Below are 13,595 nucleotides of genomic sequence, written 5' to 3' on the forward strand. Positions count from 1 at the left end.
GGCTCGATTGCTGAGTGGAGTCGCCAGACATCGCCTCCACTCGATGCCGGGTTGCGAGTATTGGCTGGTTGCGGCACCGAAGGGCAGGACGGAGTGACCCGATACGGCGAGCCAGGGGCCGACTTCGCCGAACGCGAGGACAGCAGACGCGTGGCGTACGAGGTGACCGGCGCGCCTGACGGCTTCCCCGTCTTCCTGCTTCACGGCACGCCCGGCAGCCGCCGTGGCCCGAAGCCCCGCGGCATCGTCCTCTACCGGATGGGCGTTCGGCTGATCGCCTACGACCGCCCCGGCTACGGCGACTCCGACCGCCGCGAGGATCGCGACGTGGCCGACGCCGCCCGCGACGTGGAGGCCATCGCCGACCATCTGGGCATCGAGAAGTTCGCCGTCGTCGGCCGCTCCGGCGGTGGCCCGCACGCCCTCGCCTGCGCGGCCGACACCGGCCTGCGCGGTCGGGTGACCCGGGTGGCGGTGCTGGTCAGTCTCGCCCCGTGGAACGCGATCGAGCTGGACTGGGTCAACGGCATGAACACCGGCAACGTTCGCGGGTTCGGGGTCGGAAGCCCCGACACCGCCGCTGTGGTCGAGGAGATCCGCCAGCGTGCCGAGCGGGCCGCCGCGGACCCGCGACTGCTCCTGGCGGACCTGAGGACGGAGATGAGCACGGCGGACCGCCGGGCGGTCAACGACCCGGCGCTGCGCCGGCTCATCACCGACACCTACGCGGAGGCGCTCCGCTCCGGCCCGTACGGGTGGATCGACGACGTGTTGGCGTTCCGCCGCCACTGGGCGTTCGACCTCGGGGCGATCGACACCTCGACGACGCCGGTCCGGCTGTGGCACGGCGCCGACGACAACTTTTCCCCGGTGAGCCACGGCCGCTGGCTGGCCGCGCAGATACCCGGTGCCGAGATGGAGGTCCGGCCCGGGGCGGCGCACTTCGACGCGGTCGAGGAACTGCCGCGCATCCTGCGCTGGCTCGTCGACCCTGACGCGGCGCTCAGCGCCGACCTGCTGATCGGCGCGCGGCCCGGTCAGTAGGGGTGCGGGTCGAGCACCCGGCGCACGTACCGCCCGTCGCGTAGCACCACCACGCTGGGGTGGTGCTGCCCGACCCGGTTGGCGAGCCGGTCGGCGATCCGCATCCGCCCGATGCTCACCCGGCCGCCGGACAACGCCTGGTGGGCGGTCTCCAGGTTGCCCCGGGCCCGCAGCGTGTCGGGGTGCTCGGGCCCGAGCACCCCCGTGAGCTGCTCCACCACGGCCAGCAGCCGGTCGCGCCCATGCTCCGGCTCCCCGGTGAGAATGGTGAAGACCGCGACGTTGTTGGCCGCTGCCATGGTGAACGGGTGCCGGTCGCCGAGCGCGGCGAGCATCGCCGCCGCCGTCGTCTCGGTGAGCGACCGGCTGGTGCTCGTGTCGCCGGCGTCCCACAGCGCCACGCCCAGGTTGATCCGGCAGACCAGCGAGTACGGGTGGTCGTGGCCGAACACCCGGGCGAACTGCTGCTCCACCTCGCCCAGCTCGGTCAGGGCCTGCGCGTTCTGCCCCTGCAACATCAGGTTGGCCGTCCGGCTGAGCCGGCTGAACAGGGTGTCCGGGTTGGCCGGCCCGAGGGTGGCCAGCAGCCGCTGATAGGTCTCGTCGAGCAGTTGGGCGGCCTCGGCGATGTCCCCGGTGCTGCGCAGCGACACTGCCAGGTTGGCCTGCGCGGTGAGCACGGCGCGGGAATGGTCGCCGAAGAGGTTCCGGTAGCCGGTCACCACCTCCCGCAACAGCGCCACGGAACCCTCGTAGTCGCCGGTCTCCCGCAGGTCGCGGGCGAGGTTGTTGGCCGACACCAGAGTGTTCGGGTGTTCCGGGCCGAGAACGACCCGCAGCCGGCGGTTGGTGGCCCCGTCGCCGTCGAGGGCCTTGTCGAACATTCCCATCAGCCGGTAGGCCGCAGCGAGGTTGTTCGCCGCGTTCAGAGTGCGGCGGTGGTCCTCGCCGAAGACCTCGACCGACGCGGCGTACGTCCGCAGGCTGCGCTCCAGAGCCTCCCGGTAGCGGCCCAGGGTGCACAGGTCTGCCCCGTAACCACCGGCGGTCATCAGCGTGTGCGGGTGGCTGTCGCCGATCAGCTCCTCCTGCTGTCGCAGGGTGTCCTCGTCCAGCCGGTGGGCCTCGTCGAAGCGCCCGAGGCTGCGCAGCACATTCGCCCAGTTGAACCGCAGGTGCAGCAGTTGCACGTGCAGCTTGCGGTGCTCCGGCCCGTCCGGCGGCAGCTTCGCCAGCAGCCCCGACCAGACGGCCTCGGTCTCCCGTGCGTACCGTTCGCCCTGCTCGTAGCCGCCGTTGACGTAGATGTAGCGGACCCGGTCGATGACCAGCTGCCGGACGTCGTCGTCCCGGCAGGAGATCGCGTCGGAGCCGTCGAGGTGCGGCCAGAGCATCCGGAACCGTTGCCGGTTCGCCGGGTCCTCCACCTCACCCGGTGGCCGCGACCCGGCGAGGATCTGGTGCACCTCGTGCTTGGCTGTGACCAGCTCGTCGTCGGACATCCGGGCGCGCAGGGCGGTCTGCAACAACCGATGCACCTGCACCCGTTGGGCGTGCGGGTCCAGCTTGATGAGCGCGAGCTTGTTCATCCGCTGCACCAGTGTCGCCGCGATGTCACGTTCGGACACCCGGTCGGCGACCCGCGCGGCCACCACCGGGTCGTGCGGGGCGATGACCCGTGCCACCTGGTCGCCGTAGAGCAGGTCGAGAGAGACCTCCGGGGCGAGCACCGACGCGAGCTGGAGGAGACGGTACGCCCCCGGTGAGCCCTCCCTCAGCCGCTGTAGCGGGAGGTCCCAGACCTCCGTCTCCAGGCCGGTGCGGCGCAGCCCGGCCAGGTATTCGTCGACCGGCGTACGGGTGTCGGCGAGCCACGCCCCGACCGTCGCGACGAAGATCGGCACGTTCTCCACGGCGTCGGCGACCCGCTCGGCCTCGGCCACGCTCATCAGATGCTCGCCCAGGCGGGCGCGTAGGTGCGCCACGCTCTCCGCCCGCTCGAACTCGTCGACGTCCACCGCCCGCGCCAGGTCGCCCCAGTCCGGGTTGCGGGTGGTGACCAGCACGTGTCCGTTGCCCTGCGGCAGGTAGGGCCGGACGTCCTCGTACAGGTCGGCGTTGTCGAAGATGAGCAACCAGTGCGGCGGCAGGCTGCCGTCGGCGCGGCGCTCGGTCTGGCTCAGCCGCTGCCGCAGGGCCCGGTTGGCCTCCGGGATCGTGGTCTGGGGCAGGCCCAACTCCTCGCTGAGCTCCACCATCCGCACGTCGACGAACTGCGGCGGGTCGGCGGCGACCCACCAGATGATGTCGTACGCGCCCCGGAACCGGTGGGCGTACTCGATGGCGAGCTGCGTCTTGCCGAGGCCGGGACCGCCCCGCAACGCGACAGGCGTCCCGCCGCCCGCGGCCCTAAGTTCCTCCCGGAGCCTGCGCAGCAGATCCTCGCGCCCGGTGAAGCGGGCGTTGCGGGCCGGCGCGTTGAAGACAGCGGCGCGTACCCCCGGGAAACGGGACGGGCGCAGACCGGCCGCCCCCACCGCCCGGCCGACCAGCTTCAGCAGGTGGGTCGCCGCGTCCTCAGCCGTGAGGTCGTGCACGGCCGTCCAACTGCCGACCGGAACGTCCGGCACGGGCGGGGTGTCGTCGACGTGAACGGCCAGCCAGGCCGGCGCGGCGCGGTCCTCGGGCTCGCGGCGGGCCCGCTGGGCCGCCAGGTAGGCCCGGGAGACCAGCCGGACCTCACGGAAGGCCGTGCCCGTCGGTTCGGGCGCCGGCTCGTCGAGTGGGGCGGTCACCCCCCGGATGTCCGCGGAGTTCAGCACGGCCTGCGCCCACTCCGCCCAGATCTGATCCTCGGGTACGTGCCGCAGCAGGATCAGTTCGTCCACGACCGTCGGCTTGCGTTCGAAACGCTGCACCGTCCGACGGCGCAACTGGTCGTCCATCCTGGGCAGGCCGGTGATGCTGCCGTTGGTGATGTGGCTGGTCAACGTCTCGTACGCGGACAGCAGGGTGGTGCGCCCGCCCGGCTCGTCGCCGAAGGTCGCCAACGTCTCCTCGTAGGCGTAGTACGCGCGGTAGGGCACCTCGACGGTGAGCCAGTAGGCCTGCCGCTCGCTGTCGGTCATGCCTCCCGGCAGGCCGGTGAACCGCTGCATGGCCAGTGACCGCCCGGCGTCCCGTTTGCCCTTCTCCCCGTCGTCGACCCGCATCGGCACGGGCAGCACCCGCCTCGCCCGACGCCCCTCGTAGTCCCGGACCCGGGCGGCCACCGCCGCGGCGCCGTCGATGCCCTGGTCGCTGAGGGTGAAGCAGTCGACCAGGACGTCGGGCAGGTGGATGGTGCAGATCTCGGCGACGTCGCTGATCCCGGTGCGGCTGTCGATCAGGGCGTAGTCGTAGTGCCGCTTCATGTCCTCGCGCAGCGCGTCGAAGAACTGCGCCCCGCCGAGCCGGTTGTAGAAGTTGTCCCAGTTGAGGCCGGTCACGCTGGTCGCGTAGTCGGGGTTGTGCCGGCCGGCCAGGAGCAGGTCGAGGCTGCCGCCGCCGGGGAACTCCCAACCCACCGAGAAGGCGTACCGGTGGACCCGCGCGTACTCCCGGTGCCAGTCTCCTGGGCGGGTGTCGGCATCGGCTTCCTCCCGCTGGCGGGCGTTCTCCCACTCGTAGTCCAGGATCAGGTCCATCACGCCGCCGGTGGTGGCGACCTGCTCCGGGTCGAGGAACGGGGCGTAGAACCGGTGCAGACCCGGGGACTCCAGGTCCCAGTCGGCGACGAGCACCCGCTGGCCGTTCGCGGCGAGGATCCAGGCGGTGTTGGCCAGCGCCATGGTGCGGCCCGTACCACCCTTGTAGGAGTAGAAGGTGACGACCTGGCCTTCGCGCGATGGCGTCATCGCTCGTCCTTCCCTCGCGTCGTGTCGAACGGCCGCACCGGCGGCAGGCCCGGGCCGGATCCCGGCGGGCTGTCGGACGGCCGGTAGGGCCGCAGGCTCGGCTTCGGGGTGGCCGGCCCGGCTGGCGGGTCCACCGGACCGTGCCGGAGGAACTGCTTGCGGGCCTCGGTCACCAGCAGCGGCGCGCAGCGCTCGAACTCGTCGATCGCACGTGCCGGCAGGACCCGGGGGAATCCGGCGTCCTGCAACGTACCGGCGATCGACTCGGGCGCCGACTCGCCACGCTCGTGCTCGGCGGCGATGACCAACGGGACGACCCAGCGGGGCAGGCCGTCGAGCGCGGCCCGGACGGCGTCGGCACCGGTCGCGGCGTCCACCAGCACGACGGTGGGGCTCTCCGGCGCCAGGGCGCGGGCCACCGCCAGGTCGACGACCCGGGTGGGCAGGCCGAGCCGCTCGGCGGTCGCGGCGACGTAGTCGGCCACCGCCAGCTCGTGCTGCCCGGCGTACGGCCGCCACCCCACGTGGTCGGTGAGGGCGGTGATCACCAGCGCCGGGCCACCTCCGTCGGTGACCGGATGGCTGGACAGCATCGCCGCCCGGGAACGGGTCAGCGGCTGCGTCTCGGTCACCGTGACGATCCGCTCCGCCAGCGCCGCGAGGATTCGCCGGTACTGCCGGTGGTAGGCGCTGAGCTTGCAGAGGGCGCGCAGGCCGTTGTCGGCGTAGTCGGCCCGGTCGTCGGCGTCCCGAACCAGGTCGAGGGCCCGGGTCGTCTCCGGCCGGTCGCCCCGGGACGGCAGCGGCAGCCACAGCACCGGCACCAGGTGCCGCTCGGCCTGCGTCGGGGCGAGCCGGGTGAGTCGGCTGCGGAACGACTCGCGTTCGCCCAGGGCCCACGCGTTGCGGAGGTAGTTTGGTGAGTGCAGCGGCACGAACACGTGCGCGAGACTGAGCGCGTCGGTGAGTGTCTGCCTGAGGTCGGCTCCCGGGCTGACCTGGCCGTCGAAGAAGCCGGCGTCGAGGTCGCCGCTCCTCGTGGCAGCGTGCCGGACGGCGGCGGCCAGGTCGTTGAAGAACCGGTTGACCCAGTAGTCGGTGTCGGGCCGGACACCGGCCGACAGCGGCACCGAGTGCGCGTAGCTGAGGAAGAAGTAGGTCTCCCGGCGAGGTGCGCCGCGGGCCGGGGCGGGGTCAGACCAGGTCATGTCCGCCCTCCTCGAACGTGGTGCGCAACTGCCGCACGTCGGTCGGGACCTGAGCCTGCACCCAGTGTGTCTGGTACGCCCGGGCGATGCGTTGCGCCAGCCGCCAGACCACCGCGTCGTAGGCGGCCTTGCCGGTCTCGCCGAGGCTCAGCAGACCGTAGATGCCCTCTTCGTGGTATTGCGGGGCGATCTCCGAGGGCAACCGGGTGGGGGTGAACATCTGCCGCCGCGACACGGCGGCCGGCAGCCTGCGACGTTCCACCACCGACCAGTTGACCGGAATCACCGGCGTCTCCCCCGCGGACGGCTCGGCACCCGGCCGGGTCAGGATCGGCCGGCGGGTGAACGTGTCCCACTCCCGTGCGCACCAGGCACTGTTGAGGTAGTGCGTGGAGACCAACGGGATGAAGACCTGGCAGTGGCCGGCGGCGAAGGCGAGATCGTCGGTCCACACCTGCCCGCCGTCGAGCATCCGGTCCATGAAGCCGGCCGTCCGCCCAGGGCCGAGGCCGAGCAGCTCGACGACGTGGTCGGACAGGTCGACGAAGAGCTGGAAGACCTTCTGGTTGGTGTCCCGTGGAGCCGCGACCTGGTTCTTCTTGTGGGCATAGCTGAGGAAGAACACGGGGGCACTCTCGTCCTCCCAGAACGCTTCCTCTGCCACCTACCGCTCCCGACCGGTGCAGCGAACTCCGGCCGCCCACAGTATCGACTGAGGTCAACCCTGCGCTGCCCCGTCCGTCACCGGCGGTGCTCATCCATCCACCCCCGGGCGAAGTCGACGGCCGTCCGGAGGCCCACGAGCCGGCAGTCGGCGCCGCCGACCCGCCCGGTCCGCACCGGCCCGGCGTTCGTCAGGGCCCCGCCGATCAGCGGGAAGTCGGTGTCGTGGAGGTCCGGGGCCTGGAAGTCGCGCCGGACCCGCCGCCCGTCGGCGTCACGTACGTAGCACCGGTACGCCCGGTCGGCCGGCGGCCGGCGCAGCCGGTACTCGGCCAGGTGGAAAGCCGTGCAGACGGACCAGTCGACGCCGAGCAGCAGCACCACGGCGTCGGTGGCGTAGAGCGCGCCGAGGGGCGAGCGTTCACCGAGATGGCAGTCGAGGTCGTGGACGGCGGTCAGCCGGGCCGCGTCGGGGCCGAGGGCGGCGAACGAGGTCTGCGGGTGCCGGCTCCGCGCCGCCCCCGGCTGCCGGCGTACGTGCTCGGCGAAGATCCCCATGCCCTCGGCGGGGCTGCGCCGCGGGTCGAACGGCGCAATGGCCGCCTCCGCCGCCGCGACCTCGGCGGCGGTCAGGCCGGCCGTCGCCACCCGGAAGGGCCGCGACGTGGTCGAGTTGCCGGCGGTCTGGGTCGGTACGACCACCGTGCCCGCCCCGCCCAGCACGTCGCGCAGGGCGGCCAGCAGCGCGGCGGGGCCGCCCGCCACCCGCCCGACCCGGGACAGGGCGCAGTGCACCAGCACGGTGGCCCCCGGCGACAGTCCCAGCGCGCGCAGGCCCACCGTCAGCGTGCCGTGCCGGAGCAGGCCGGCGGTCACTGCCACCCGTCCACCGTGGCGCGCATCCCCCGCACGAACCGCTCGCCGGCGGCGGTCAGGGCACCGAGGTCGAGCAGGGCGTCGAGGGCCCCGTCGGTCCAGTCCCGGTAGCGACGGAAGTGGCCGGCGGCGGCCGGGCCGGGGCGGTGCCGCCACACGTCGGCGACCCCCAGGCGGGCGTACACACCGTGCAGCACGCCCCCCACCGGGCGGGGGTCGTCCCGCCACGGCACGCCCAGCGTCCGGGTGTCGTCGCGGTCGAACAGGTCGCAGACGTCCAGCACCGCGCTGAGCTTGAGGTGCTGCACCTCGTGCACCAGCAGCACGGCGAGGGCGGCGTCGTCGGGTACGGCGGTGACGGCCACCGCGCCGAAGGCGGTGCCGGCGGCGGCGCTGCGCAACCGGCCGGTCGGCTCCGAGCGCAGCGGCACGACGGCCCGCAGCAGGGCGCGGACCCCCGCCGCGTAGCCGATGGCCTCGGCGTCGATCCGTCGCACCGCCTGCTCCACCTGCCGCGTCCACCGGAGGGCGGCCGTGCCGGACAGCCGCGGTTCGACCGGCAGGTCGTAGCAGTCCCGGTGCGGATCGGTGTCCTCCAGCAGCAGCCGCCCCCCGCCGATCCGGACCGGACGCACCGGCAGCCAGCCGTCCGGCCCGTCCTCCCGGGCCGGGTCGCGATTCCCGTCGGCGTCGGCGATCACCCGCCGGCCGGCGAGCCGGACCTCCCCGTCGTCGGTGACGAGCCGGACGACGCCCCGCTCGGCGCCGACGGCGAGCGCGCCGAGCGTCGGCAGGCTGATCACCCCGTCGCGCACCGGTACGGGCAGGTCGGCCCGGACCCGGGCGCGGACGGCGGCGGCAGCCGCCACGCACGCCAGGTAGGACAGTTCGGCCGCCCCGTTCCGGCACCGCCGGGCCCAGCGGCGCACGAACGGGTGGGCCAGCACGGCGCGGACGGCGTCGGGGTGCGTGTCGTCCAGGTGCACCAGCAGCCGCCACCCGTCGGCCGCGACCGGGTCGCCCACGGCCCGCTCGCTGAGCGCGACCAGCAGGGCACGCACCAACGCCAGGTGGACGTCGGCGAGTTGCTCCGCCGAGCCCGCCGTGCCCGGGCCGGTGGCGAGGTCGTCGAGGACGTGAGGGCTGAGCGAATCGGCCGGGCGGGCGGGCTCGTCGGCGGCGGGGGCCGTCGTCACCACCCGGACGAGCTTGAGCAGATCGGCGCAGTAGACGGACGGGTTGTCGAAGCCGTTGCCGGCGCGGTGCCGGTGGGCGTAGAGCCCGCCGCCGCAGTGCCCGACCACGGGACACGCACGGCAGGTCGCGCAGAGGCCGGCAAGACCGGTCTGCCGTACCGCGATCGCCGGATGCGCCGCGGCGTCGTCCACCCGGTGCCGGAAGACGTCCAGGCCGGTGGCGGCAGCGCCATCGAAGGCGGACTTGAGCGAGTCGACCTGTTCGAAGGTGCCGTCGGTCTCGACGACGACCAGGTCGGCCGGGCCGAGCCCGACCGCCTCGCTGCGGCTGCCGCGCCCGGACGCGGTGGAGAGCAGGGACTCCAGCAGGCGGATCGGCACCGGGCGCCCGTCCGCCAGCCAGCGTCGGTGGACGGCCAGCAGCCAGTCGGCGTACGGCGTGGCGAGGCCGGCGGGCCGGGCCGGCGGGCTGTCCCAGTTGGCGTGCGGCAGCAGGAAGTCGACGTGCGGCGGCTCCTCGGCCAGCAGCGCGTCGTACACCCGGATCGGGTCGTTGGCGAGGTCGACGGTGCAGAGGATGCCCGCGTAACTGGTGCGGTAGGCGGGGCTGCGCAGCAGCGCCAGCGCCCGCAGCACCTGGTGGTGGCTGCTCGCCCCGTTGGCGTGGCGGCGGTGCCGGTCGTTGGCGGCCCGGTCGCCGTCGAGCGAGATCCCCACCTTGACGTCGTGGGCGACCAGCACGTCGCACGTCGCCGGGGTGAGCAGCACACCGTTGGACTGCATCCGCAGGTCGAGCCGGGCCACCGGGTCGATGACGCGCCGCAGGGTGGCGGCGGTGGCGTCGAGCCGGGCGACGCCGGCGAGCAGAGGCTCACCGCCGTGCAGCACCACCCGTACGACGTCGAGCCGGTGGGCCGCCGCGTGCTCCGCGATCCGTTCCGCGACGGCCTGCACGGTGGCGGGGGCCATCATCCGGGGCTGGCGCCGCCAGGACTGGTCGGGGTGTTCGTAGACGTAGCAGTGGTCGCAGGCGAGGTCGCAGCGGCTGACCAGCTTGAGCACGTACTGTGTCAGCGGGGCGACCCGGCCGGTCGGCTGCCGGCCAGGCCCGGCCGGCTCAGATCGCCGAGTTGAAGGCCGCGACATCGACACGGGCCGGACGATCCTCCCTCCGGCTGGTCACGTGGGCGACGGACCGGGCCCGGTCGAGGGAGATCCGGCCGAGCGGGGCGCGCCGCAGGTCGTCCAGCGGCGGCGGAGTCGAATCGGGCTGGCGTACGGTGCGATCCACGTCGGTTCCCCCAGTTTGAGTCGGGAGTGGATGGACGGCCGTCCACAACGACGGTCAACGACGACTATCGACGATGCTATATGGCACAACCAGTGATGTCACGGCTGCGCTGCGCCATCCTGCTCGATCATCTTTGCCATCCACCCCTCGTTGGACAGCGAGATGATCCGCTCCGCCTCGGCGACGAAGGTGCCGTCGTCGGCCCAGCCCAGCCCCGCCTCCCGGGCCGTCCGCAGCCGGGCCAGCTGATCGGCGGTGCGGGCGTACTCGATCTGGTGGTGCTCGTACTGCTGGGCGGAGCCGTAGCCCACCAGTGCCGTGGTCACGGCCGCCGCGACACCGATCCAGGCGGTGAACCCGAAGTTGTCGCCGAGCACCCCGACGGTCGCGGAGACCAGGGCGGCGGCGACCGTGAGCCCCGTTGCCGCATACCGGAGCCGGCTCGCGGCGCGGGCCATCCGGCGGGCCGCCGGCAGGTAGTAGCCGTCGATCTGCCGCTGCACCCGTTCCGTCACGTACGTCGTGACGTCGGAGACGGCCGGCAGCGGTCGGGCCGCCGCCGACGCGTCCAGGGTGCGGCCGACCAGGTCGCCGGCGTCGTCCATGAGCGCGTCGAACCGGCTGAGCAGGACGGCGTTCCGGTCCGTGCCGCTGAACGGGGCGACCCCGGCGAGGTAGCGGTAGGTGTCCGCCTTCAGTGCCTCGGAGACCGAGCGGAGCCGGGTCCACGCGTGCACCGCGTCCCGGGAGGCCCACCGGGCCGCCAGCGGCACCAGGAGCAGCGCCGCCGCCGCGACGATCGCGAGCGCCCGGCCCGTGCCGGGGTGGGCCCGTCCGAGCTGGTTGGCGAGCGTGCCGCAGACGGCGGCGCCCACGGTGAGCGCGGCAGCGGTCAGGCGTGCCCGGGTGATCATGCGCTTGGCCTCGCCGGACGCTCGCGACCAGGCCGCCTGCCGCTGCCAGACCGTCGCGACCGCTGAGGGGATATCGAAGTCCGCCACGATCGGATGGTAGGACGGCCGCGCCCGCGCCACGGGGACCCGCCGGCCCGGCAGTTCGCGGTCGGCCGGTCAGCGGGGCAGGAAGCTGTCGTACGCCTCGTCGTACCAGTCGGCCTCGTTGTGCCGGCGGATCGTGCCGTCGACCCGGGTCAGCATCAGCCAGTTGTCGTTGAGCACCAGCGCCGCGTCCTCGGGCCGGTTGGCCAGCACCCGACCCACAGTCCGCAGCATGTGGGGCCTGCCCTTGTCGGTCAGCGTGTCCTTACGCATGTGGAAGTCGACGTCGACGTAGGTTTCGGGCTCCCATTCCCACGGTGCGCCACCGTCATCCTCGGCCCCGTAGTAGCCCTGGCTGCCGGCAACGATGCTGACGGCGTAGCCGCACTCCTCGTTCAGATAGACGTTGAGCATCCGGGCGCCGGAGAACGTCGTCGTTTCGGTCGCTTCGGGCCCGACCAGCGCCGCCAACTGCTCCAGCGGGATCTCGCCGGCGAGCGTCAGTCGATAGGTGATGGACATGTGTTCGGCCTTCCTCAGTCCCGCCGGACGATCTGGACGATCGTGCCGTTCCGTGTGACCGCCACCAGTTCCTTCAACGCCGGTACCGGCCAGTCGTCGAACTGCTTCTGAAGAGCGGCGAGGTCTCCACGCCAGTCCTTGAGGTTCAGCACCACGCGTTGGGTCTGGTGCCGCTCGACCTTCCTGGTCACCGCACTCCAGACGGACCGTGGTGGCACGGGAGTGGGAGCGTAGCAATCGAAGACATGCCCTTCGACCAGGTAATCAGGTGATCTGTCCGGATCGACGACATCGCTGGTGTTCAGCAGCGCATTCGCGATCTCCTGCTTCGTGGGGTTCTGGTGCACCCGGTAGCCCTTGTCGGCGACTTTGTCGGCGCACTCGTTCTCCAACTCCAGGCCGCGGCGTTCCCTCGGCCTCTCGTTGGCCGGGATCCGGGTGCGTGGTCCGGTCGGTGTGCCGCCGGGGGTGCCGGTGGCCGGCCTGGTCCAGGGCGTGGGGCCGTGGTCGGCGGTCTCTTCCGGCGCGGGAGCGGCGGGGGTCGGATCTCCGGTGGTGGTGGGGGCGGGATCTGTGGTGGTGGGGCTGGTCGGTGTGGTGCCGCCAGCCCTGGTCAGTTTCCCGCCGACCCCAGCTGCCGTGCCTCGGCGATTGCGGTTTCGACCGCCTGTCGGGCAGTGGTGGTGCGTGCGACGATCAGCGTCAGGACCTGCTTGATGTTCTCCAGGGACTGCAGCAGTGGCCCGGGTTGGCCGCCGTGCAGGACGGTGGTGACGAGTTGTCGGGTCTGGTCGAGCTGGGCGATGGTGGCGGCGGCGGTGTCGCGGATGCCGCCGATCGTGTTCTGTACGGGTGCCAGGCCGGCGATCGTCTCGTGCGGGCTGGCTTCCCGTGGAACGGCCATGGTCGTCTTCGTGGCCTCGCCGATGGTGGTCGCGAGGCTGCCCAGGCTGCCCCGGATGGCCGAGATGCCGTCGCGTACGCGGGTCAGGCCGGCGGCCACGGCGGCGAAGCCGGCGCCGAGGGCGCGCAGGGCCGTCTCCTGGGCCTGGTTGTCGGCGACGGACGCCAGGGCCTGTGCCCGGTCGACGCCGGTCGTCAGCGCACGCAGTTCCCCGGTGATCTTCTCGATGTGCGACACGCGGCCGACTTCCCCGATCGACGACAGTGAGGTACCCGAGACTGAAACCTAGCGGCAAGTGCTTGGGGCCACCAGAGAACGGGGCGGGCGGGGCCACCGCTCAGCTCTGCCGGTAGGTCTCCCGGTAGTAGTCGCCGATCTGGTCCCGGTAACCGGGCTGGCCGTACACGTCCGGGTCGAAGGCCGGTGACTTCTTGACCTGGTCGCGGGTGCGGTCCACGTGCACGGTGCGGTCCAGGTGGTCCACCCGCGTCACGGTGCCGGCCGGCAGCAGGACCCGGCGGCCGAAGATCCACGGACCGGTCTCCACCACCAGCCAGCGGGTGTCGGTGTCGTCGCTGGCCTCGTCGACCGAGCCGATCCGCCCGTCGGTGGCCTCCACCCGGTAGCCGACCAGGTCGAGCGGGGTGCCGGGGCCGGGTGCGTCCGGTCCGTCACCGTCGGACTCCGGCCGTTCGGGCGGGGCGGAGTCGGGGGCAGCCCCGGAGTACCCGCCAGCGAGGGCGGACGGGTCGCGCCAGGTCCATGGGTTGAAGGTCGACGGCTGCACGGGGCACCTCCGATGACGGTCTGCGCCGGTCCCGGAAGGCAGTGCCCAGCCCGCGTCCGCGAGAAACAACCGGCAACCGGGCGACCCCGCGATCGATGGCACCGGCACCTACGTCTGACTCTCGCTGGGACCCGCCTGTCTGTTGCGCTTCCAGCGGGGCACGGGCGACGACCGCAGGATGTACGAGGCGGAGCTGGCGCCGTGGTCGGC

At 72.8% G+C, this 13,595-nt stretch carries 12 protein-coding genes; 1 reads left to right on the forward strand and 11 read right to left on the reverse strand.

Annotated features, from left to right (window positions below; translation table 11 throughout):
- Positions 1 to 93 precede the first annotated feature (93 nt).
- A complete protein-coding gene (locus tag GA0070608_RS10835; RefSeq protein WP_091626127.1) occupies positions 94 to 1,044 on the forward strand; it encodes an alpha/beta fold hydrolase in 951 nt (316 codons plus the stop codon).
- Here GA0070608_RS10835 and fxsT read toward each other — a convergent pair.
- The 11 genes from fxsT to GA0070608_RS10885 form a co-directional block, all read right to left on the reverse strand.
- Positions 1,038 to 4,940, reverse strand: a complete 3,903-nt coding sequence (gene fxsT, locus GA0070608_RS10840) for an FxSxx-COOH system tetratricopeptide repeat protein (RefSeq protein ID WP_091626131.1) — start codon at positions 4,938 to 4,940, stop codon at positions 1,038 to 1,040. The two genes, GA0070608_RS10835 and fxsT, sit on opposite strands and share 7 nt — an antisense overlap.
- On the reverse strand, positions 4,937 to 6,148 hold the full coding sequence (locus GA0070608_RS10845; RefSeq protein WP_176733687.1) for a TIR-like protein FxsC: 1,212 nt from the start codon (positions 6,146 to 6,148) through the stop codon (positions 4,937 to 4,939). Before GA0070608_RS10845 ends, fxsT begins: the two co-directional genes overlap by 4 nt.
- Entirely contained in the window at positions 6,135 to 6,812 is a 678-nt protein-coding gene (locus GA0070608_RS10850; RefSeq protein ID WP_091626135.1) for a TIR-like protein FxsC, read from the reverse strand. Before GA0070608_RS10850 ends, GA0070608_RS10845 begins: the two co-directional genes overlap by 14 nt.
- 77 nt (positions 6,813 to 6,889) lie before the next feature.
- Entirely contained in the window at positions 6,890 to 7,687 is a 798-nt protein-coding gene (locus GA0070608_RS10855; RefSeq protein ID WP_411970823.1) for an AAC(3) family N-acetyltransferase, read from the reverse strand.
- The gene (locus GA0070608_RS10860; protein WP_091626139.1) at positions 7,684 to 10,029 is read right to left on the reverse strand and encodes an FxsB family cyclophane-forming radical SAM/SPASM peptide maturase; all 2,346 of its coding nucleotides are present in this window, start codon (positions 10,027 to 10,029) and stop codon (positions 7,684 to 7,686) included. Before GA0070608_RS10860 ends, GA0070608_RS10855 begins: the two co-directional genes overlap by 4 nt.
- Positions 10,001 to 10,174, reverse strand: a complete 174-nt coding sequence (locus tag GA0070608_RS32570; RefSeq protein ID WP_176733688.1) for a hypothetical protein — start codon at positions 10,172 to 10,174, stop codon at positions 10,001 to 10,003. Before GA0070608_RS32570 ends, GA0070608_RS10860 begins: the two co-directional genes overlap by 29 nt.
- A gap of 98 nt (positions 10,175 to 10,272) precedes the next feature.
- Positions 10,273 to 11,175: a DUF4231 domain-containing protein gene (locus GA0070608_RS10865; protein ID WP_245715766.1), complete on the reverse strand. Its 903-nt coding sequence runs from the start codon at positions 11,173 to 11,175 to the stop codon at positions 10,273 to 10,275.
- Positions 11,176 to 11,244: 69 nt separating this feature from the next.
- Entirely contained in the window at positions 11,245 to 11,694 is a 450-nt protein-coding gene (locus tag GA0070608_RS10870) for a SitI3 family protein (RefSeq protein WP_091626142.1), read from the reverse strand.
- A gap of 14 nt (positions 11,695 to 11,708) precedes the next feature.
- A complete protein-coding gene (locus GA0070608_RS10875) occupies positions 11,709 to 12,092 on the reverse strand; it encodes a CdiA C-terminal domain-containing protein (protein WP_176733951.1) in 384 nt (127 codons plus the stop codon).
- Positions 12,093 to 12,307: 215 nt separating this feature from the next.
- Complete coding sequence (locus tag GA0070608_RS10880) at positions 12,308 to 12,835, reverse strand: DUF6244 family protein (protein ID WP_091626146.1); 528 nt, start codon at positions 12,833 to 12,835, stop codon at positions 12,308 to 12,310.
- Positions 12,836 to 12,935: 100 nt separating this feature from the next.
- Complete coding sequence (locus tag GA0070608_RS10885; protein WP_091626149.1) at positions 12,936 to 13,385, reverse strand: PRC-barrel domain-containing protein; 450 nt, start codon at positions 13,383 to 13,385, stop codon at positions 12,936 to 12,938.
- Positions 13,386 to 13,595 lie beyond the last annotated feature (210 nt).

This window comes from Micromonospora peucetia (assembly GCF_900091625.1).
In the GTDB taxonomy this organism is placed as follows: domain Bacteria; phylum Actinomycetota; class Actinomycetes; order Mycobacteriales; family Micromonosporaceae; genus Micromonospora; species Micromonospora peucetia.

Bases quoted from the DNA above. Each gene is read 5' to 3' on its own strand.
- GA0070608_RS10845 (WP_176733687.1), bottom strand. From the start codon at position 6,148: ATGACCTGGTCTGACCCCGCCCCGGCCCGCGGCGCACCTCGCCGGGAG.
- GA0070608_RS10870 (WP_091626142.1), bottom strand. From the start codon at position 11,694: ATGTCCATCACCTATCGACTGACGCTCGCCGGCGAGATCCCGCTGGAG.
- fxsT (WP_091626131.1), bottom strand. From the start codon at position 4,940: ATGACGCCATCGCGCGAAGGCCAGGTCGTCACCTTCTACTCCTACAAG.
- GA0070608_RS10860 (WP_091626139.1), bottom strand. From the start codon at position 10,029: ATGTCGCGGCCTTCAACTCGGCGATCTGAGCCGGCCGGGCCTGGCCGG.